Here is a 17,825-nt window from a genome sequence, read left to right on the forward strand (position 1 = left end):
AAATATGTCGGACAATAAAAGCAACGGGTCTCGTTTTTCAGCCTATTGGTTATATGCCATATTACTGCTGATACTTATAGGTTTTAATTATTATTCAGGAGCCAGTTTTTGGTCACAACCCAAAGAGATTCCGCAATCTAAATTTGAAGAATACCTTAGCAATGGTGATGTATCCAAAATCATCATCTTAAACCATAAAGAAGCTAATGTATATCTCACCCCCGATGCTCTTAAAAAAGAAGAGCACAAAGAGGTAAAACCTACGGGAAATACCTTTATGCAAGGTGCTAACGCAGGTGACGTACCCCAATACCGTTTTGAATTAGGCGATTTGAGTAATTTCGAAAACCGATTCGACCAAATTGTAAAAGATAACAATCTCAGCACTACTCGTGAGAACAAAACCCAGCAAAACATCTTCGGCGATTTGCTGTTCTCTATTTTGCCTTTTATAGTCATCATAGGCTTATGGATTTACGTAATGCGTCGTATGGCAGGAGGCGGAGGAGCTGGTGGTATCTTCAGCATTGGTAAATCTAAGGCGCGTGTATTCGATGAAAAGAAAGAAACGCGTGTAACTTTTCAAGATGTAGCAGGCTTAGAGGGAGCAAAAGAAGAAGTACAAGAGATTGTAGACTTTCTCAAAAACCCCGATAAATACACTTCATTAGGAGGTAAAATACCGCGTGGAGCCCTATTAGTAGGTCCTCCTGGTACAGGTAAAACTCTTCTTGCGAAAGCTGTAGCAGGTGAAGCCCAAGTACCTTTCTTCTCACTCTCTGGTTCAGACTTTGTAGAGATGTTCGTAGGGGTAGGTGCCTCTCGTGTGCGCGACCTTTTCAAACAAGCTAAAGAAAAGTCTCCTTGTATTATCTTTATTGATGAAATTGATGCTATAGGTCGTGCTCGTGGTAAAAATGTAATGACGGGAGCTAATGATGAGCGTGAGAATACTCTCAACCAACTCCTTACCGAGATGGACGGTTTTGGTTCACATACTAATGTTATTGTATTGGCAGCCACTAACCGCGCTGATATCCTCGATAAAGCACTAATGCGCGCAGGACGTTTCGACCGTCAGATTTATGTGGAGCTTCCTAACTTAAATGAGCGCAAACAGATATTTGAAGTACATTTGCGTCCTATCAAAACAGCAGAAACATTAGATATAGACTTCTTAGCAAAACAGACCCCAGGATTCTCTGGCGCTGATATTGCTAATGTATGTAATGAAGCAGCCCTTATTGCAGCGCGCAAAGGTAAAACAGCAGTAAGCAAACAAGAATTCCTTGATGCAGTGGATAGAATTGTAGGTGGTTTGGAGAAGAAAACTAAAATCCTTACTCCCGAAGAACGCAAGACGATAGCCTTCCACGAAGCAGGTCACGCTACTGTAAGTTGGCTCTTAGAACACGCCGCACCACTTGTAAAAGTAACTATCGTGCCTCGCGGACAGTCGTTAGGCGCAGCTTGGTATTTGCCAGAAGAACGCCAAATAGTGCGTACTGAACAGATACTCGATGAAATGTGTGCTGCCCTTGGCGGTAGAGCTGCAGAGAAAGTGATATTCGATAAGATTTCTACAGGTGCTCTCAGCGACCTTGAGAAGGTAACCAAACAAGCGCGTGCAATGGTAACCATTTATGGGCTTAATGACAAGATAGGTAACCTTACTTATTACGATTCAGCCCAAGCTGATTATAGTTTTACCAAACCTTATAGTGAGAAAACAGCACACCTAATAGATGAAGAGATTTCCAAGATTATAGAAGAACAATATCAGCGTGCTATTGATATTCTCACTGAGAATAAGGATAAGCTTACTACTTTGGCAAACTTGCTCTTAGAACGTGAAGTAATCTTCCGCGAAGATCTTGAAAATATCTTTGGTAAGCGTAAGTTTAAAGACCCTCACGATATTATTGAGGAAGAAGATAAATCCTCAGAAGTTGTATCGTAATTACAATAAAAAAGATGTATCAATTCTCTTTGATACATCTTTTTTATTCTTTATTTTTCTGCTTTTGCTAATCTTTGGTACTCACCCCACGCCTCTATAAGCATAAACTCCATTTGCTTATTTTCCTTCTTCCTTACAAGATCGTGGAACTCGCTTCTCTCCATTACATAATAGGCTAAAACGTCTATTTCCTCTTCGTTTAGTTTGAGTTCTTTTTGTAGAAAGACTTTCATATTTTCACGTATATAGTTAGCGACAGCTAAGTTCTGTTCATTAGCTACAATTTTCTTTAAGAGCTTCTTTCGTCCACTTATAGTATTAATGAGTAAATCAATGCTTAATAAATTTCCTCCTGCACTATGAGTAGCACTATACAACCGTTTTTCAGCAAAAGTACGCTCTACAGGAGTATGTTGTAAAATACCTAACCTTTGAGCAGAAACCCCTTGATATTTTGATACTTCAACTTCATCAAGCTGATTGACCTGTTCTTTCATATGTATTAAAACTCCTCCGAAACCAAAATCAGCTTTTGTAAGAGTGTGATAAACAGTTTGCATTCCTACAAAAGTAATTTGCAAAGTATTACGTTCACTTGCTTTTAGTGTAAAATAACCATTGGCATCAGTAGTAGTAACAGCATTGGTATAAAGATTCATCACGTGAGCTCCTGACAAAGGTATTGTATCACGCACCACTCTACCACGCACTTGTTTTTGTGCAAAGACTCCTACACTAAAAAACAACCATATAATTGTTAGATATTTCATAAAATTACTATGAATATTTTACTGTTTCCAAGTATCCGGACTTTTGCGCCATTGCTGGAGCATCTCTAAATCTTCTTTTTTGATACGACCAAAAAGTAGGGCTTTTTCTAATAGACTGTCGTAATCGCCAGCAGTGTAAAGCGGTACCTTTTCCTTGGTAAAACGCTCATTGGCTACATCAAAATTGTAAGAGAAAAGGGCTATCATTCCCAATACCTCAGCACCACTATCGCGTAGGGCTTTTACCGCATTAAGGCTACTCATTCCGGTACTTATCAGGTCTTCTACCACTACTACCTTTTGTTCAGGGCGCAAAAAACCTTCAATTTGGTTTTGTCTGCCGTGTTTTTTAGGTTCAGGACGCACATACACGAAAGGCAATTGGAGTGCATTAGCTACCAACATACCGATGCCAATAGCCCCCGTAGCTACCCCTGCAATAACTTGTACTTCGGGAAATTTCTCTTTTATGCCTCTTGCCAATACGCTTGCAAAGTACGAACGAACCTCTGGAAATGAGAGAATTATACGGTTATCGCAATAAATTGGTGACTTCCAACCGCTCGCCCAAGTAAAATAATTTTCAGAATTCAATTTAATTGCGTTAATTTGCAATAAAAATTCAGCGGTATTTTGTGCCGTAATACTATCTAAAATCATAGGTTATGTATGAAATATTTTTAGACGAAAAGTCGATTATTTTGACAAATGTACGAGAAAATATTGAGAACGTCAAATGTTTTCCAATAAAAGATGTTACTCTTGATGTTATCTTGGAGGAACTCAAGCGAAAAGAGGTAGAAAAAATCTACTTATATCACCCTAAGGAAGAAAAACTTATGAAGAAATTTAAGCAACTTATTCCTACCATAAAAGCAGGGGGTGGCATTGTGTATAATCAAGATGGAAAAGTACTGATGATTAAGCGTCACGGCAAGTGGGATTTGCCCAAAGGAAAGAAAGAAAAAGGCGAAAATATCGCTACTTGTGCTTTGCGTGAGGTAGAGGAAGAAACAGGTGTTAAAAAACTGCTTATCCAGCGCTTCCGAATGATTACTTATCACATATTCAAACGCGATGGACAATATTTTTTGAAAGAGACCTATTGGTATGATATGACTACTACCTTTAAGAAGAAATTGGTACCTCAAACCGAAGAAGATATAGAAAAAGCGTGTTGGAAAGACGAGGCAGAGGTACGCGAGTTGGTGAAGGATTCGTATAAGAATATTCAGAAGCTATTCAATTAGCAAAGAATCTCTCTCACAAGCTGGTGTGAGCAAAACGCTCGTGTCCTTTTTATTACTACCTACACCGAAGCTACACCGAAGCTATACCGAATCTTTAGTGGCTCTACAGTGGCTCTACAGTGGCTCTACCCAGAACACTAAGCGAAGTTATAGCGAATACCACTGGAATACAATCACTATATCAAACAGTTAATTGTTAATGGTTAATTGAAAATTTATCCTTACCTTTGTATCACTAATCTAAATTCTAAAACCTGACCTCTAAACTCTAAGAAAACTATGGCGAAAACAAAGAACGACTCCCTAACAAAAGGGTTTTCGGGAAAAGTCGGTAACCAATTCTTCTTCCGTCAAGTGGGGAATAAGATTACCAACTGCTAAGAGTAAAAGACAATTTCTATATGGTATAATAATAACATCACACACAATTTTGGCATCTTTGCGTCATTTAATTTTATTAATCAATTTTTATGACTTTACAACGACACTTTGCTAAATACATTTTTGGAGAAACCGAACAAATAGACATATCAGCTAATTAACAAATTAACATTATGACCTCAGACGAATTTGCAAAGAATTTTTATATTGAAAAGCTAAATTTTTTAAAGTCGTGCTTTCAGGTACAACCAGACTATCCTTCAGCTGTAAATACCAAAATAAAAGAAATGGCACTGAGCAGTACTCAAAAAGAACAATTAGAAGCAGTGATTGACCTATTGTTGAACGATGTGTTTTATAGCGTGCTATTAGGCTTAGACGGTGAATGCCCCATAGGCAACATACAGCAAGTTTATAGTATATACGATGAAGAAGGGTGCCTTATTTCTGATTGCGGGGAATTGGAAGTGAGTGCTTACGAATACTTTCACGGAGGCAAATACGAAAAAGAAACTAATTAATAGATTAATAACTCATTATAAAAAAGACTTAACAGACAAAAAAATAATGAAAGCCCTTATCATCGGCGCTACAGGCGCCACTGGAAAAGATTTAGTAACACAACTTTTAGCTGACGACACTTATAGCGAGGTGCATTGCTTCGTGCGCAAACCTTTAGCCCTCACTCACCCCAAGCTACACGCTCACGTGGTCAATTTCGATACCCCTGAGGCGTGGGCAGATTTGTTGCACGGCGATGTAGCTTTCTCTTGTTTGGGTACCACCTTAGCCGTTGCAGGTAGCAAAGAAGCTCAATGGCGCGTGGATTACGATTATCAATATCACTTCGCACAGCAGTGTAAAGCCAATGGAGTACCTACTTTTGTACTCGTCTCGGCAGCAATGGCTAATGCACAGTCTAAAGTGTTCTACAACCGTATGAAAGGACAGTTAGAGGACGCTATCAAGGCACTTGGTTTCCCAAGCCTGCTCATCTTCCAACCCTCTATACTCATCCGCTCTAATAGCGATAGAGGCGCTGAGAACTTCTCAGTAAAAGCTATTCATTTCCTCAACAAAATAGGACTTTTCAAGCGGTATCGCCCTATGCCTACCGAAATATTAGCCGAAAAAATGCTATCAGCGGTATACAACTCCCCTAAAGGAACTTTTACCTTTGCTTTAAATAAAATTTTTGAGCTATAATAAATTGGTCAACAGCCTCAAATTAGTCTAACAATTCCCGCTTTTGGTATAGAAAAACAATTCTTTTTCTTCTAACAATTCTTTTTTCTGTACTTTTGCCACTGTAATACTTAAATTTTTATTATAGTGAAAGAGACGATAACTTTTATAGCACTGCTCTTTGTAGCAGGTGTTTCAGCGCAAATCAGTGTAAAAACGGAGTATATAAGCAATTCCAAGTTCTACGATGCAGTAAGCGACAGCAATATAGGCGATGGCTCGGCTATGATTTACTCTGTGGGAGCTTTGGTGCCCCTCTCGATGAAACTCCCTGAGGAAGACGACCCTTACCAGCGACCTACCGTATGGGGTGTAGGGCTTAACGGCACTTTTGTAAAGATGAACAACCACAACTTTCCTATCGGGAAAGAACTACCTTCAGAGGTAATGAACCTCGGCGTGAGCGCTATTCATCTCCGCCCTTTAAAAACACGTTGGTCTATGCTTATGGCACTTGGTGCAGGAAGCTATACCCCCGAAAATCGTCTTTCGTCTATTTATATAGGTGAAAATGTAGTAGCAAATGGCGCTGTAGTGTTTATATGGCACTGGAAATCCAACTTAGAAATAGGGGGAGGTGCTGCCCTTAATAACACCTTTGGCTACCCTATGGTGTTCCCTGCCCTTTATGTTAAATATAAAGGCGGTTTTGCCGACAAATTCACCATAGAAGCTGCTTCTATCGATGGTGCAAAAATTGCTTTTGGGTATAACTTTAGCGAGCGCTTCAATCTGAAATTAGTTGCTAATGTGGGAGGTTATGCCGCTTACTTAAAACGTAACGGACGAAAGGAAACTTTCACCCAACAGAATATCATCACAGGCTTGCAACCTGAATTTAAAATTGGTAAACACCTAAGTATTCCTATTATAGTAGGGGCTAACTTTTTGCGTTCGGGTGTATACCAAGAGCGTAAACTCTCTGCGATGTTCAAGTCTGAAGCCAAAAATGAAGATGGCACTTCTCGCTCCAGTCAGTTTAACCCTGCTTTTTACCTTTCGGCAGGGATTACAATCGGAGGAAACTAATAACAGGCTTCAAAAATCTAAAAAGGTAAGACTTTACCAAATAGAAACTATGAACGAAAATCCCTATATTTTTCTAAAAAACAATCTCTTCTTACAGTTCCTTATTGCCGATAGATATCGTATCTATAGGCATATAACTGCCTGTGTATCATTGCTATTGTTTTTCCTAATCACTAAAGAATGGGGAGCGTACAAAGGCTTTGTTGACCACTTGGATTGGATAGAGAGATGTATGATTATCACAGCAGCTTTTTACTTAAATATCTATGTGCTTATTCCGCGCTTTTTGTTTAGAGGAAAACTTGTTACTTACACCTTTAGCCTTATAGGAATACTTTTCATCTGTCAAGTGATTACCTACTACCTAAATGCCGTTATATGGAGAGAGTATATTATCAGTGAAGACCTAAAAAAAGCAATGGCACTGCCCATTCCTACCCTATTTATCTTTTCATTATTGAGTTTATTGCCCTTTATAATGCTATCCACACTCATAAAAATATTCCAATTGTGGATAAAGAGCACCGAAAAGATGCAAGAATTAGAACAACAAGCTGCCAAAAGTGAGCTACAAGCCCTCCGTAGCCAGATACAACCACACTTTTTGTTCAATATGCTCAATAGTATCAACACATTGTTGTATATCGACCCCGAAAAAGCTTCGTACACCCTCACAAAATTATCCGATTTCCTGCGGCATTTGCTCTACCAATCGCACGAAGAACGAGTTTTTCTCTCTTCTGAATTGCGTTTTCTCACCGATTTTCTCTCTTTGGAAGCAATGCGCCGTGATGATTTTACTTATGAGATTACCTACAACGAAAAGAATATACAAGGCATACAACTGCCTCCTAATATACTGCTTATCTTAGCTGAAAATGCAGTAAAACACAGTATTGATGCCCTTGCACCTACTTATATCTATATGAAATGTGAACAAAAAGAGGGATGGTTACACTTTTCTGTGCGCAATTCCGTATCTTTGCAACCTAATCCTCAACAAAAATTCAGCGGTATAGGATTAACTAACCTCCGCCGGCGGTTAGAACTGCTCTATGGCGACCGTTTTAAGCTGTTGCAAGAAGCTCTACCACAAGAATATATAGTAACCTTAGTTCTACAACTATGAATTGTTTGATAATAGACGATGAACCCTTAGCGCGTATCGGTATGGAGCGCCTCATCAGGCAATACAGCCATTTGAATGTAGTGGGCACCTTCAAAAACACTGTAGGCATCGCCGACTTTCTGAAAAAGAACGAAGTGCACTTACTCTTTTTGGATATAGAGATGCCTGGGGTAAACGGCTTGGAGTTTGCCAAAACCTTACCTGAACATACTTTGGTTATCTTTACTACCGCCTACAGCCAATATGCCTTAGACAGCTATGAAGTAGATGCCCTCGACTATTTAGTAAAGCCTATTACTCCCGAACGATTTAAAAAAGCCGTTGCCAAAGCCGAAAGTTATCTCCAACTGCTCTCGCAGCAGAAAACCGACTTTGAAGCTACCGATACGCAATACATCAGTATCCGCGCCAATAGACGCAATTACCGCATTCCTCATAACGATATCCTATATATAGAAGCATTGAAAGATTACGTGATTATCCACACCTTCACCGACCGCTACATCACGTGGATTAATCTCAAAAACATACACAGCCAGCTCCCCGATTCGGTATTTGTACGCGTTAATAAGAGTTATGTAGTGAATATCCAGCACATTACTTCTTACACCCACCAATTTGTGTATATAGGTGAGACAGAAATTCCTATTGGCAGGGCGTATGAGGTGATGAGCAAATTATAACTTCCCCATTAGTAGAGAAATCTACCGGCGGGGATTTTTTATATCCCCAACTCATCGTAATACCTACACCTTAAAAAAATATTTATAAAATAATATATAGTAAGTTTGCTTATTATGTAAAAACATATTACCTTTGCGCCCGAATAAAGAAGTAAATTTAAATTATATATGAAAGTTTTAATTATCAACGGGCATCCTACTATGGAAACGTCTAACGCCAATAAGGCTATTTTAGAAGAAGTAAAACGCTTGCTCCCTGAGGCTGAAGTAAGTAACTTGCAAGCCCTTTATCCTAACTATCAAATTGATGTAACTGCCGAACAAGCTAAACTTGTAAAAGCAGATGTAATTGTATGGCAGTTCCCTGTGAATTGGTATTCACTTCCCGCCTTGTTGAAAAAATGGTTAGACAACGTATTTTCACACGGCTTTGCTTATGGCAACAACAAGCTGATGGGCAAGAAACTCATCCTTTCTTTCACCACCGGAGCACCTGAAGAGGCTTATCAACACGGTGGCGCACAGAACTATCCGTTTACCGATTTTCTCAACATTCACCGCCAAACTGCCAATCACTGCAAACTGCTATTCCAAGAGCCTGTAATCTCTTACGGAATGAAGTACATCCCAGAAGTAATGCCCGAAGAAGTGCTTACAACCCTACAACAAAGAGCCAAAGATCACGCCGCTCAATTGGTTGCGCAAATCAAAGAATTAAGCTAAATTTGCAATTGACAAAAATCGCCGTGTGGCAGTGTGTCACACGGTTTTTATTCCATTTATAAATGAAAAAGAGACCTATCAAATATTGGATTATCGTGGCGAGCAAAGACCACGTACAAATGGGCGTTGCGGGAGGCTTTGCCCAAGCCTGCCACGGCAAAGCACAGCCTTTGAAGCGTATGCAGGAGGGAGACGGTATTCTCTATTACTCTTCCAAACGCTATTTTGGAAAAGAAGACAAATGCCAAGCCTTCACAGCTATTGGCAGAGTAAAAGACGAGGAAGTCTATGCCTTTCAGATGAGTGAAAATTTCTGTCCGTTTAGGAGAAATATTACTTTTGTAGACTGCGAAGAAACGCCCATAGCCGACCTTATTGAGCTATTGGAATTTATCCCCAACAAAAAAGCGTGGGGATATCCTTTTCGATTTGGTATTTTGGAAATATCCGAGAACGATTTTAAACTTATAGCCTCTAAAATGTTACACAATGACCTCTCAGCCCTCAATTTTTAGTTTAAGAGCCGAAGAAAGCTCAGGGCTTTTACTTTGGCAGGTAAGTATGTTATGGCAACGCGGAATCAAAAAAGTGTTGCAACCTTTTGACCTCACACACCCTCAGTTTGTACTCTTGGCGAGTGCCCAGTGGTTTGCCCAACAAGGAAAGGAAATAACGCAGGTATCTTTGGCAAATTTCACCAAGATAGACCCAATGACTACCTCGCAAGTGGTGCGCACTTTGCAGAGCAAAGACTTCATCACAAGGGAAGAGCACAAGACCGACACCCGCGCCAAAGTAGTTGCTATCACCGATAAAGGTGCAGAACTCATCGCACAAGCTGTCGCTAAGGTCGAGGCTTTCGACGATGAATTTTTCAGTATTTTGGCAACCGAACAGCCCTCGTTCAACGTTCAACTGCACAAACTTTTGACGAATTAGCAGAATTGTTTTGCTCCTTGCTATCCTTTATATAGGTTTCCCCTTTGGGTATTAATGGAGTGAATGCTTTGAAGAAGGGAGCGGAGAACAATTGAGCAATTAGAAAATTTGGAAATTAATAATTGTGTTTTATTCCATTAGGAAAGTTCCTTTTTCAAGTACAATTTTATTTCCCCATTGGGTAAGGGCATCGAGTATAGGCAAAAAAGATTTCCCTAAGTCGGTGAGTGAATAGATAGCCACCAAAGGAGGTTTTTCGCCATAGACAACTTTAGAAATAAGCTCGTTGTTTTCCAATTGTTTTAGCTGGATACTCAGCGTAGTTTCGGTTACCGAATAGAGGTCTTTTCTCAGTTCGCTAAATCGTTTTTCACCTTCTTTAAGGTGGTACAAAATCACAGCTTTCCATTTTCCTTCTATCAAATCCATCGCTACGGCAATGGTGCAAGGATAGGTTTTTTCTCCTAAGCGAACGCTGGGGCAGTACACTCTATTTTTGTTTCCATAATAGTTGAAATTATAAAGTATCTATTTAGATAGTTATTGCCAGATTGAAAGTTGTACTATAATTTTGCGCCAAAATTAAAAAATAATTTCGATATGGCATTAGTAATTTTAGCACACCCCCATTTTGACCAATCGATAGCCAATAAGGCTATCATAGAGGAGCTTTCTCGTAGCGATATAGATTTTGAAATCAGAAATTTATCAGCGCTATACCCTACCTTTCAAATAGATGTAAAAGCGGAGCAAGAAGCCTTACTCAAGCATCGAGAGGTTATCTTTCAATATCCTTTTTATTGGTATAATATGCCAGCGATACTCAAGCATTGGTTTGATGAGGTTTTCACGTATCAGTTTGCTTATGGTTCACAAGGAGATAAGCTCAAAGGGAAATATTTTATCCCAAGTTTTACCGTTGGGGCACCCGAAAGTGAATATCACACTTTGGGAGAACACCATTTCAAAGTATACGAGTTCTGTAAGAATTTAGCACAAACGGCTTATTATGCGCAGATGAAGTATGTAGAGCCTCTATATTTTCACGGGACATCAGTAAATGCAGGCTATACCAAAGAAGATATAGAAGCAAAAGCCAAAGCGCAAGCCCAACGATTGTTAGCATTTCTTTCTTCGCTGAAATAACACGCAAATTAGGATAAGAAAACACCCTCCCCATTAGTAGGAAATACTACGAGTGGGGAGGGTTTTTATTAGTTACTCTTCAAGTGGTCATTTCCAAAACGGATAATCGCTTCTATGATAGGCAAGGCTTCTTTACCTAAATCTGTAAGGGAATACTCCACTCGCGGGGGTACTTCTGGATAACTTACTTTTGCTACCAATTGATGAGTACAGAGCGTTTTTAGTTCTTCATTGAGTACTTTTTCACTCACTTGTGGAATGGCACGCTTTAGTTCTCCATAACGATGTGTGTGCTGACTGAGATGAAACAGTATAAGCATTGCCCATTTGCTTCCCATTATTTGCATTGTTCGCCATACAGGACAGTCTTTGTTAATATTTTTTTCGTCCATCGCAATATTTTTTCTATTTGATACTGAGTAATTCTAACTTTTTTGTAAGGTGCTTACTTTCTCGTAAGTACTTGTGTGCTTGGATACAAAGGTATAATTTTGCGGTGAAATAACAAAGAAAAATTCATATAAAAATGACAAAAACAGAAATTGTACATCAGTTTTATATCTCCTTAGCTAAAGGAGATTTTGAGAAAGTAGGCAGTTTATTAGCCGATGACTTAGTATGGCATCAACCAGGGAAAGGGGCTCTTTCAGGTAGTTACAAAGGTAAAGAGGCTGTATTCTCTCATTTGGGAAGAATGTCGCAACTCAGTGGAGGCACTTTTGCTATTGACCAAATCGATTATATCACCGAAAACGACCCTTTGGTAGCTGCTGCCGTCGCTTTTGAGGTCTTTGCTTTTGACAAAAGTATGCGAATGAGAGGTATTGATCTCTATCGGGTAGAGAACGACAAAATACAAGAGGTTTGGTTATTCTCTGAACACATAGACGAAGAAGACGCTTTTTGGACAGAAGCCCTCAGGTTATCTAACCAACAAAAATAATATTTCCCCGCTCGTAGAGCATACTATGAGCGGGGATTTTTATGTTATACTAGACCTTAGGTATTTCCATTACATTGGTAACTTGCTGCAATTTTTATAGAACAAAGGTGCTTCTATACCTTTTTTCTTACCTTCTTCATACACGCACTTGCATACATATAATAAGTCGGGGAGGTTGTTGTGGAGAGTCATTATTTTTGGGGTAAGGATATTGTTGGCAAACATTCTTTTCATCAAAGGTGCTGAAAGGAAAGTAGGCAATTTGTAAGGTAGTAACTCGTTGTTGTAGTGTTTTAGTACCACTCCTCGTGAGGCTACTATCTTCACCGTTTCACGTACCGATTTTACGGCTTGCTTCAGTAGTTTGGCAGACTGTATTAGCTTCTCGGCTGCCTCAGTAGTTTGTGCATTATTGCTATAATTTTCCATTGTAGTACTTGCTACCGAAATAACTCCTGCATTAATAGCCAGATGCAACCATATCCATTCGAGCATATCGTAAGGGTGTTCTAAGGCTATGTGGCAGTCGCTAAATAGCTTTACTAAATCGTCATAATTATCAATAGTAGTTTTTGCTTTGCTCTCCAGCATAAAATGGTCAAATAGACAAGCATTGAGGGTCTCACCTTCTAAGTTGCCTCCTGCTACGGGATAACCCAATACATAAGGACGATTACCTAAGAGTTTTTCCAGATAATTCTTATCTTCCCAAATACCACAAGCAATGAGCAGTGTTCCTGTAATATGCTCTCTATTGAGTTCTTCTATTACACTTGCCAATTTTCCAGAAGGTACCGCAATGAAGATAAAATCATACTCCTTTTCTGTGGCGTGCTCAATAGAATAGCTATCGGTATACGAAAGTCCTTTCTTGTGTCCACGTCCGTCCAAGATATGAACGTTTAAAGTGTGTATGTTATTCTTTTTACTGTCTTTTCTAAGATAATGTGCTACCGTGTGTCCTGCTTTAGAAAATACATAGCCGTAAATAGAACCTATAACGCCTATGCCTATTACTAAGATTTTCATAGTGTCTTTTTTATCTAAGGACAAAGATATAAAATTATTATTATTATACCCTTCAATTTCCTCAAAATACCTATCCAAATGGCATCCTATTTCCATATCTTCATCGGAAGTATCTCGTAATACCATAAACTGACAATTTTTCTCGGAATTAACGAATACAAAATTGTGTTCGCCATAGTAAGCTTGGTATCCTTCTCTTACTAACGACCAAACTTCACCCGATTTAAAGTTGAAAATATCATTTTTCACCCGATAGCTCTTTCCTACTTGCAATTCCATAATAATATGTTTTTTTAAGGCACAAAGATAATAATAATTAGTCAATTTGCTAATTAGCTAATTAGCAAATTATTTACTACCTTTGCCGAGTAAACAGTCAGCAAAAAAAGAAAAGGATATGAGCGATTTTAAACTAACACTTTTGAGAAAATGGGAATTTGACAATGAATTCTCATTTGTTTATGCTTCGATTTTACTACCCAATGGCACTGCTGTAATTTTAACTTCCGATCATACCGATTGGCATAAATATTACGCCCTTGTCCTTTCAACCGAAGGCGTCAAAAAGATTCCTATTGAATATAGCCCAACATCCAACAGAGATTATCCTGTGCTTTTCAGATATAAAGAAGGGTTTGGCATCATCATCTCGGCAAAAGAAGTGCGGTATTACTCAGATATGCATTCGTCTCCAGCACTCATTCCGATAAAAAATAAATCATTACTCAGGTATAACATTGTACCAGAGAAAGCTGAACAGCGGTATTTTCAAAATATATCCGATAGCCAAATAATTCCCGTTTGCTTTGAAAATGAAGTTTATTACGGCAATGCAAGATGTTTTGCCCTTTTAGAATTTGATGATACAGCCAAAACTGCCAAATGGAAATCCTTTTCTTACATAGATAAAAAAGCATTTACACATCGTGACAACAGAACCACCGACACCCCAAAAATAGACAGTCTTAAAATATCGGATAAAAAAATCTACGCCTTCATTCCGGGTGAAAGCGCTTCATCGGTCAATAAATGGGGAATGGATTATTATGCGCTCGCACAAATCTCTGCCGAAGGGAAGGTCATCGAGAAAATTATTGAATCGGACAATTTGCATACCGATTATAAAAAACGCGGTGTTAATGGCTGTTTCACGGACTCAGAATATGTGATACTAACACCTGTTTTTAAAACCGATGAATGGAAGGGCAATCAAAAAGTCTTTTCGCTCACCACACGCGAATATGGCAATATTTTCTTACCTAAAGGAATGACAAAACACAAACTCCAAAATATCACAGGTAACCTTTGCTTGACCTCTTTTTTCGATAGAGGTTTAAAAGAAATATCCTTGTTTAATTACAATAACTTAACGTGAGTTCGACGTAAGAAAAGTGTAGCTTACGCTACAGAAATCTTACAAATCTTAAAAAAATCAAACAAATAGGCAACAAGTTGCCTTCAGACACATACTCTGCTATGCCAGCTCGCAGACTACACACAGATTACACGGATTGCACGGATAGTCTTTCAATTGACAATTGATAATTGACAAATGTGATGGGCACGAATTGGCAACTGCGTTGCTGGATTTCACAGATTACAATATAAATGCAACTGTAAATCAGTATTATATATATCGAATTGACATTAACTTATAAAAACACCTTAGGCATTTTATGTCTCAAAAAATCAAAGTTTTCAATAAATTATTAGCCCATTACGGCAAGCAATATTGGTGGAATGACCCCAATCGCATCACTGATTGGATTTCGATGATTCTCATTCAGCAAACTACCCAACAGAATACCGAAAAAGCCCTTGCTAACTTAGAGGGTAACTTATCAGTAGAGGCTTTACACGCTATGGAACTGAACACTTTACAGGAATATATACGTCCGGCAGGCTTCTACAAGCAAAAAAGCACTTACATCAAAGCCCTGATGGAATGGTATGTGTCGCACGGAGCTTCCTTACAAAAGTTTGAAGCTATCCCTACTGAGGAGCTTCGCAAAGAATTGCTCTCTATCAAAGGTGTGGGCGAAGAAACTGCCGATGCAATGTTGTTGTACATCTTTGAGCGAAAGGTGTTCATAGCTGACCAGTATGCTATACGACTTTTGAACCGCCTGAACCTTTCTACCGCACAAACCTATAAAGCCCTACGTGAAGAATGTATGCCCTTAGTGACTGAAATTCCCTTAGAAACCTGCCAAGAATGGCACGCTGTGATTGATGTACACGGCAAGGCTTACCGCAAAGGTTTTACCGATGAACAATGGTTATTAGAATAATAAATAAAAAAATTATGAGCAAAATATGGAAAAATATCATTGCCCAAACACAAGAAGAGGTAAAGGCAACTTTTCAAGAATTATACGCTTCTGTGGATTTCGGAGCTTATATAGCCCCGCAAGATTACTTTGTGTCTTACATCTTTAAAACAGAAGAGGAACTGAGCAAAGCAAAGGAAACTGGCTTACTGCAAAAGATAAACGACTATCACCAAAAACTATTGCGTGATCAACAATACCCTGAGGAAGGTATAAAAGATTGTACTTTTGCCTCTCAGGAAGATTGCGACAAGGAGTGGAACGGAAATTGGTATTATTATTACAAGTAAACAAACAACATCACAGCGAACTATCAAAAGAAGATTTCATCTTTGTAGGCTATTGCGAAGCCCTCGAAACTCATTTAATGACGGTTTTTGTGAGTTGGGCAGGCGATAAACAAATCTAACAGTATTACCAAACAATTGTAAGTATGATAAAATCAGTTTTAATAGTAGGACTTGGGAGCTTTATGGGCGGAGTTTTTCGTTATGTGCTTTCAGTAGGATTGAGCAGATGGGGTAAAATATTGTCCTTCCCCATAAGTATTTTTATGGTAAATATATTGGGGTGTTTCTTGATAGGAATACTCTACGGTTATTTCAAGAATAAAGAAGTAGATAGCTATTTAGTTTTATTACTAATGACAGGCGTTTTGGGAGGCTTCACCACGTTTTCTACTTTTTCATTGGAAGTACTGCAATTATTTCAGCAAAATGAACTACTAAAAGCTACTTTTTATGTAGTAGGAAGTGTAGGATTAGGAATTTTGGCGTGCTTTTTGGGATACATTATAGGCAACAGGTAAAAGGTAATAGATTAAGCTAGCAATAGCTGTTTTTTTATAGTCAAACAAAAATAGATTGCAACTCAATAGGCTTGTTCTTAGAGGGCGATTTGCAAGTCGCCCCTACAATATACTGAAAAAGAGACTGATTATCAGTGTATCAACTTTGCCAAAGGTGCGAGCCGCACAAGCAAAACTTTGGCAAAGTGTAGCGACGCAAAATTTGCAAACCAATTCTGATAGACTGTAAATTAAAAATTTTTACATTAAAAAATATATACAACAATGAAGAAATTTTTGTTAGGAGTAGCTGTGGCTGTAGTAGCCTTGCTATTAATAAAGTATTTTACTGATAAGAAAGAAGACAAAGAGAGATTGGAGGCTGATACGGCTCTGATACAAACGCAAATAGCCAACGTAAGCAAGTTGGTTGTTACTGAAGGACATTTTGCAGAAGTACTCTCGTATACCGATACTCAAAAGTACTTTATGGATTTGCTTTCGTTTGATAAGAAAATCCTTACAGTAGTAAATGCTGATGTAACGGTAGCTTACGACCTGCACAAAATCAGCTATGAGGTAAACGAAGAGCAAAAGAAAGTCATCATTAAATCACTGCCAGAGGCAGAGGTAAAGATATACCCAACGATGAAATATTACGACGTGAGCCAGAGTCAGGTGAACCCTTTTACTCCTACCGATGTAGAGAAGATACAAAAGAAGGTAAAAGCCGAGTTGGAACGCAAAGTGAATGCTTCAACCCTAAGGAGCAATGCCGAAAATCGATTGCTTACCGAACTTTCTAATCTTATTTTTGCTACCCGAGCTGTGGGCTGGACGTTAGAGTACCAAAATACGCCTATTGAGAGTAGAGAAGATTTTAAAATGCTGAAACCATAACAAAAGTGTATTAGTTTTGATTATTTTCTGTATATTTGCCCCATAAATCAAATATTGAATATTCACTTATGAAAACGGAAAAACAATTAAATATTAAATATAGCGTTTTTGAGGGGGTTACTGACCTGCCAAAAAAAGCACAAGAACTAATGCAACAAGCGATTATGGCTAGAGAAAATGCTTATGCTCCTTACTCCAAATTTAAGGTAGGAGCGGCGGTTCGTCTTAAAAACGGACAAATTTTCATAGGTTCTAATCAAGAGAATGCTGCTTATCCGTCGGGGTTGTGTGCTGAAAGAGTGGCTATTTATCAGGCTTCTACCCAATGTCCTGATGAAGAAATAGAGATGATTGCTATTTCGGGCACTGCCGAAGACCCTACTTGTTACCCTGTTTCTCCGTGTGGAGCGTGTAGGCAATCACTTTCAGAATACGAGACTAAGCAGAAAAAGCTAATACCTGTTTATTTTATGGGAGCAGAAGGGAATATCATCAGAACAGCTTCTATCAAAGATTTACTACCTTTCCTCTTTGACGGTAGTTTGATGTAAAAGTGCGAGCTACAAGGGCAGGTGAGAGTT

General features: G+C 38.8%; 23 protein-coding genes and 1 pseudogene. 19 read left to right on the plus strand and 5 right to left on the minus strand.

Going from position 1 to position 17,825, the window contains the following annotated elements; genetic code table 11:
- The first annotated feature begins 4 nt into the window (after nt 1-4).
- Nucleotides 5-1,960, plus strand: a complete 1,956-nt coding sequence (gene ftsH, locus C3V44_RS04080; protein ID WP_009419393.1) for an ATP-dependent zinc metalloprotease FtsH — start codon at nt 5-7, stop codon at nt 1,958-1,960.
- A gap of 50 nt (nt 1,961-2,010) precedes the next feature.
- Here ftsH and C3V44_RS04085 read toward each other — a convergent pair whose 3' ends face one another.
- Together C3V44_RS04085 and pyrE are read right to left on the minus strand one after the other, a co-directional pair.
- Entirely contained in the window at nt 2,011-2,730 is a 720-nt protein-coding gene (locus tag C3V44_RS04085) for a carboxypeptidase-like regulatory domain-containing protein (protein WP_106095626.1), read from the minus strand.
- An 18-nt stretch (nt 2,731-2,748) separates the two neighbouring features.
- A complete protein-coding gene (pyrE, locus tag C3V44_RS04090) occupies nt 2,749-3,390 on the minus strand; it encodes an orotate phosphoribosyltransferase (protein ID WP_106095627.1) in 642 nt (213 codons plus the stop codon).
- Nucleotides 3,391-3,395: 5 nt separating this feature from the next.
- On the opposite strand from pyrE, the gene C3V44_RS04095 reads away from it, so the two are divergent.
- The 9 genes from C3V44_RS04095 to C3V44_RS04135 all read left to right on the plus strand — a co-directional run bounded on the left by C3V44_RS04095 (nt 3,396) and on the right by C3V44_RS04135 (nt 10,109).
- Nucleotides 3,396-3,980 carry an NUDIX hydrolase gene (locus C3V44_RS04095; RefSeq protein ID WP_106095628.1) on the plus strand — a complete coding sequence of 195 codons (585 nt, stop codon included), beginning with the start codon at nt 3,396-3,398 and terminating at the stop codon, nt 3,978-3,980.
- 554 nt (nt 3,981-4,534) lie between these two features.
- Nucleotides 4,535-4,882, plus strand: coding sequence for a hypothetical protein (locus C3V44_RS04100; RefSeq protein WP_106095629.1), 348 nt, complete (start codon nt 4,535-4,537; stop codon nt 4,880-4,882).
- 46 nt (nt 4,883-4,928) lie between these two features.
- A complete protein-coding gene (locus tag C3V44_RS04105; RefSeq protein WP_106095630.1) occupies nt 4,929-5,567 on the plus strand; it encodes an NAD(P)H-binding protein in 639 nt (212 codons plus the stop codon).
- Nucleotides 5,568-5,693: 126 nt separating this feature from the next.
- Nucleotides 5,694-6,635: a DUF6268 family outer membrane beta-barrel protein gene (locus C3V44_RS04110; protein WP_106095631.1), complete on the plus strand. Its 942-nt coding sequence runs from the start codon at nt 5,694-5,696 to the stop codon at nt 6,633-6,635.
- A 49-nt stretch (nt 6,636-6,684) separates the two neighbouring features.
- On the plus strand, nt 6,685-7,764 hold the full coding sequence (locus C3V44_RS04115) for a sensor histidine kinase (RefSeq protein ID WP_106095632.1): 1,080 nt from the start codon (nt 6,685-6,687) through the stop codon (nt 7,762-7,764).
- Complete coding sequence (locus tag C3V44_RS04120; protein ID WP_106095633.1) at nt 7,761-8,447, plus strand: LytTR family DNA-binding domain-containing protein; 687 nt, start codon at nt 7,761-7,763, stop codon at nt 8,445-8,447. Before C3V44_RS04115 ends, C3V44_RS04120 begins: the two co-directional genes overlap by 4 nt.
- A 168-nt stretch (nt 8,448-8,615) precedes the next feature.
- Complete coding sequence (locus tag C3V44_RS04125; RefSeq protein WP_106095634.1) at nt 8,616-9,170, plus strand: NAD(P)H-dependent oxidoreductase; 555 nt, start codon at nt 8,616-8,618, stop codon at nt 9,168-9,170.
- A 62-nt stretch (nt 9,171-9,232) separates the two neighbouring features.
- Nucleotides 9,233-9,685, plus strand: a complete 453-nt coding sequence (locus C3V44_RS04130) for an EVE domain-containing protein (RefSeq protein ID WP_106095635.1) — start codon at nt 9,233-9,235, stop codon at nt 9,683-9,685.
- Nucleotides 9,660-10,109, plus strand: coding sequence for a MarR family winged helix-turn-helix transcriptional regulator (locus tag C3V44_RS04135; RefSeq protein WP_106095636.1), 450 nt, complete (start codon nt 9,660-9,662; stop codon nt 10,107-10,109). The genes C3V44_RS04130 and C3V44_RS04135 overlap by 26 nt, the downstream gene beginning before the upstream one ends.
- Nucleotides 10,110-10,238: 129 nt before the next feature.
- On the opposite strand, the pseudogene C3V44_RS04140 reads toward C3V44_RS04135, so the two are convergent.
- Nucleotides 10,239-10,615 (minus strand): annotated as a pseudogene (locus tag C3V44_RS04140) (winged helix-turn-helix transcriptional regulator).
- A 94-nt stretch (nt 10,616-10,709) separates the two neighbouring features.
- Between C3V44_RS04140 and C3V44_RS04145 the strand changes: the two are divergent.
- A complete protein-coding gene (locus C3V44_RS04145) occupies nt 10,710-11,255 on the plus strand; it encodes an NAD(P)H-dependent oxidoreductase (RefSeq protein ID WP_106095638.1) in 546 nt (181 codons plus the stop codon).
- A gap of 68 nt (nt 11,256-11,323) precedes the next feature.
- On the opposite strand, the gene C3V44_RS04150 is transcribed toward C3V44_RS04145, so the two are convergent.
- Nucleotides 11,324-11,647, minus strand: a complete 324-nt coding sequence (locus C3V44_RS04150; protein ID WP_106095639.1) for a helix-turn-helix domain-containing protein — start codon at nt 11,645-11,647, stop codon at nt 11,324-11,326.
- 134 nt (nt 11,648-11,781) lie between these two features.
- Between C3V44_RS04150 and C3V44_RS04155 the strand changes: the two genes are divergently transcribed.
- The gene (locus C3V44_RS04155; protein WP_106095640.1) at nt 11,782-12,198 is read left to right on the plus strand and encodes a nuclear transport factor 2 family protein; all 417 of its coding nucleotides are present in this window, start codon (nt 11,782-11,784) and stop codon (nt 12,196-12,198) included.
- A gap of 69 nt (nt 12,199-12,267) precedes the next feature.
- Here C3V44_RS04155 and C3V44_RS04160 read toward each other — a convergent pair whose 3' ends face one another.
- A complete protein-coding gene (locus tag C3V44_RS04160; protein ID WP_106095641.1) occupies nt 12,268-13,506 on the minus strand; it encodes a ketopantoate reductase family protein in 1,239 nt (412 codons plus the stop codon).
- Nucleotides 13,507-13,624: 118 nt separating this feature from the next.
- Between C3V44_RS04160 and C3V44_RS04165 the strand changes: the two genes are divergently transcribed.
- From C3V44_RS04165 to cdd, 7 genes are all read left to right on the plus strand, one after another.
- Nucleotides 13,625-14,602, plus strand: a complete 978-nt coding sequence (locus C3V44_RS04165) for a hypothetical protein (protein ID WP_106095642.1) — start codon at nt 13,625-13,627, stop codon at nt 14,600-14,602.
- A 301-nt stretch (nt 14,603-14,903) separates the two neighbouring features.
- Nucleotides 14,904-15,518, plus strand: coding sequence for an endonuclease III domain-containing protein (locus C3V44_RS04170; RefSeq protein WP_106095643.1), 615 nt, complete (start codon nt 14,904-14,906; stop codon nt 15,516-15,518).
- A 14-nt stretch (nt 15,519-15,532) separates the two neighbouring features.
- A complete protein-coding gene (locus C3V44_RS04175) occupies nt 15,533-15,847 on the plus strand; it encodes a hypothetical protein (protein ID WP_016478860.1) in 315 nt (104 codons plus the stop codon).
- Nucleotides 15,826-15,966, plus strand: coding sequence for a hypothetical protein (locus tag C3V44_RS12050; protein ID WP_164996607.1), 141 nt, complete (start codon nt 15,826-15,828; stop codon nt 15,964-15,966). The genes C3V44_RS04175 and C3V44_RS12050 overlap by 22 nt, the downstream gene beginning before the upstream one ends.
- A gap of 24 nt (nt 15,967-15,990) precedes the next feature.
- Entirely contained in the window at nt 15,991-16,365 is a 375-nt protein-coding gene (gene crcB / locus C3V44_RS04180; protein ID WP_034567851.1) for a fluoride efflux transporter CrcB, read from the plus strand.
- A 264-nt stretch (nt 16,366-16,629) separates the two neighbouring features.
- Nucleotides 16,630-17,244, plus strand: coding sequence for a DUF4230 domain-containing protein (locus C3V44_RS04185; protein ID WP_002671253.1), 615 nt, complete (start codon nt 16,630-16,632; stop codon nt 17,242-17,244).
- A gap of 68 nt (nt 17,245-17,312) precedes the next feature.
- A complete protein-coding gene (gene cdd / locus C3V44_RS04190; protein ID WP_002671252.1) occupies nt 17,313-17,795 on the plus strand; it encodes a cytidine deaminase in 483 nt (160 codons plus the stop codon).
- Nucleotides 17,796-17,825 lie beyond the last annotated feature (30 nt).

Source organism: Capnocytophaga sp. oral taxon 864 (assembly GCF_002998835.1).
Classification (GTDB): domain Bacteria; phylum Bacteroidota; class Bacteroidia; order Flavobacteriales; family Flavobacteriaceae; genus Capnocytophaga; species Capnocytophaga ochracea.

What these genes read in the sequence shown, in the direction of transcription:
- ftsH (WP_009419393.1), top strand. Translation starts at nt 5, where the DNA reads ATGTCGGACAATAAAAGCAACGGGTCTCGTTTTTCAGCCTATTGGTTA.
- C3V44_RS04085 (WP_106095626.1), bottom strand. Translation starts at nt 2,730, where the DNA reads ATGAAATATCTAACAATTATATGGTTGTTTTTTAGTGTAGGAGTCTTT.
- pyrE (WP_106095627.1), bottom strand. Translation starts at nt 3,390, where the DNA reads ATGATTTTAGATAGTATTACGGCACAAAATACCGCTGAATTTTTATTG.
- C3V44_RS04095 (WP_106095628.1), top strand. Translation starts at nt 3,396, where the DNA reads ATGTATGAAATATTTTTAGACGAAAAGTCGATTATTTTGACAAATGTA.
- C3V44_RS04100 (WP_106095629.1), top strand. Translation starts at nt 4,535, where the DNA reads ATGACCTCAGACGAATTTGCAAAGAATTTTTATATTGAAAAGCTAAAT.
- C3V44_RS04105 (WP_106095630.1), top strand. Translation starts at nt 4,929, where the DNA reads ATGAAAGCCCTTATCATCGGCGCTACAGGCGCCACTGGAAAAGATTTA.
- C3V44_RS04115 (WP_106095632.1), top strand. Translation starts at nt 6,685, where the DNA reads ATGAACGAAAATCCCTATATTTTTCTAAAAAACAATCTCTTCTTACAG.
- C3V44_RS04120 (WP_106095633.1), top strand. Translation starts at nt 7,761, where the DNA reads ATGAATTGTTTGATAATAGACGATGAACCCTTAGCGCGTATCGGTATG.
- C3V44_RS04125 (WP_106095634.1), top strand. Translation starts at nt 8,616, where the DNA reads ATGAAAGTTTTAATTATCAACGGGCATCCTACTATGGAAACGTCTAAC.
- C3V44_RS04130 (WP_106095635.1), top strand. Translation starts at nt 9,233, where the DNA reads ATGAAAAAGAGACCTATCAAATATTGGATTATCGTGGCGAGCAAAGAC.
- C3V44_RS04135 (WP_106095636.1), top strand. Translation starts at nt 9,660, where the DNA reads ATGACCTCTCAGCCCTCAATTTTTAGTTTAAGAGCCGAAGAAAGCTCA.
- C3V44_RS04145 (WP_106095638.1), top strand. Translation starts at nt 10,710, where the DNA reads ATGGCATTAGTAATTTTAGCACACCCCCATTTTGACCAATCGATAGCC.
- C3V44_RS04150 (WP_106095639.1), bottom strand. Translation starts at nt 11,647, where the DNA reads ATGGACGAAAAAAATATTAACAAAGACTGTCCTGTATGGCGAACAATG.
- C3V44_RS04155 (WP_106095640.1), top strand. Translation starts at nt 11,782, where the DNA reads ATGACAAAAACAGAAATTGTACATCAGTTTTATATCTCCTTAGCTAAA.
- C3V44_RS04160 (WP_106095641.1), bottom strand. Translation starts at nt 13,506, where the DNA reads ATGGAATTGCAAGTAGGAAAGAGCTATCGGGTGAAAAATGATATTTTC.
- C3V44_RS04165 (WP_106095642.1), top strand. Translation starts at nt 13,625, where the DNA reads ATGAGCGATTTTAAACTAACACTTTTGAGAAAATGGGAATTTGACAAT.
- C3V44_RS04170 (WP_106095643.1), top strand. Translation starts at nt 14,904, where the DNA reads ATGTCTCAAAAAATCAAAGTTTTCAATAAATTATTAGCCCATTACGGC.
- C3V44_RS04175 (WP_016478860.1), top strand. Translation starts at nt 15,533, where the DNA reads ATGAGCAAAATATGGAAAAATATCATTGCCCAAACACAAGAAGAGGTA.
- crcB (WP_034567851.1), top strand. Translation starts at nt 15,991, where the DNA reads ATGATAAAATCAGTTTTAATAGTAGGACTTGGGAGCTTTATGGGCGGA.
- C3V44_RS04185 (WP_002671253.1), top strand. Translation starts at nt 16,630, where the DNA reads ATGAAGAAATTTTTGTTAGGAGTAGCTGTGGCTGTAGTAGCCTTGCTA.
- cdd (WP_002671252.1), top strand. Translation starts at nt 17,313, where the DNA reads ATGAAAACGGAAAAACAATTAAATATTAAATATAGCGTTTTTGAGGGG.